Source organism: Bradyrhizobium sp. PRIMUS42 (assembly GCF_023006515.1).
Lineage (GTDB): Bacteria > Pseudomonadota > Alphaproteobacteria > Rhizobiales > Xanthobacteraceae > Bradyrhizobium.
The window spans coordinates 1-913 of sequence record NZ_JALBGZ010001299.1; the positions used below are offsets into that span (position 1 = coordinate 1).

General features: G+C 67.4%; 2 protein-coding genes. Both read right to left on the minus strand.

Going from position 1 to position 913, the window contains the following annotated elements; genetic code table 11:
• A partial coding sequence (locus MOV75_RS39860; protein WP_247008334.1) for an MFS transporter occupies window positions 1-464 on the minus strand: 464 nt, incomplete at its 3' end.
• 53 nt (window positions 465-517) lie between these two features.
• Window positions 518-913: MFS transporter (locus tag MOV75_RS39865; RefSeq protein WP_369010502.1), on the minus strand; the 396-nt coding region annotated here is incomplete at its 5' end.

Below are 913 nucleotides of genomic sequence, written 5' to 3' on the forward strand. Positions count from 1 at the left end.
GTGCCGATCGCCGGCAGCACCAGGAGCGAGATCGCAACGCCGGCCGGCCATGAGTTGACGAAGATCGCCATCGCGGTTGCGATCTCCTTACCCGCGAACCAATCGGTCGCCATCTTCGTGAGCTGCACCGTCAGCAGCACACCGCCGGCGCCGGAGGCGAGCCGGCCCGCCAGCTGCCAGCCCCAGACGTCGGTCGTGGCCATCACGAGGCTGCCCGCCGTCATCAGCAACAGTGCGGCGATCGTCGTCGGCCTGTCGCCAAGAGTTCGGCCGATCGCGCCGCCCGGCAGCGCCAGCACGACGCCTGGCGTGAAGTAGAGCCCGATCAGGATGCCGATGTCGGCCAGCCCAACGCCAAAAGTCTGTTGCAGCAGCGGCGCGACCGCGGCCACGCTCTGGAATTGGAATGCGATCGTGAGGCGCACGATGAACAGGATCGCAAGAATGCCCCAGCGATTGCGCAACGCTTCATCTCCCCCAAGCCCTGTGTCGAGCGTGCGGTGGAGAGAGGCCGGAGTCAACAGGCTGCCGTCTTCGCCGCGCGCCGATACAGCAGACACAGCAGCGCCAGCAGCACCGCGGCCGACAGCCCGAGCGACCAGTGAATGCCGATCGCCGCCCCTGATAGCCCGACCGTGATGCCGCTGAAAGCCCGCATCCCGAGCCCCGCCATATTGTAGAGACCGACGACGCGGCCGCGGATGTCGTGCGGCGCATTCAGCTGCACCAGCGCCTGCGCCATGGTGTTGAACGACAGCTCAAAGAACCCCGCGCAGAACAACAGCGCGATCGCAACCGGATAGATCGGCACCGCGGCGAAGCCGAGCAGCGCCACGCTCCAGAGCATCGCGAGCGTGATCGCGGTGCGCGGCGTGCCCTTGAGGCGTCCCCAGGATTCGAGCGCAATGCCGGC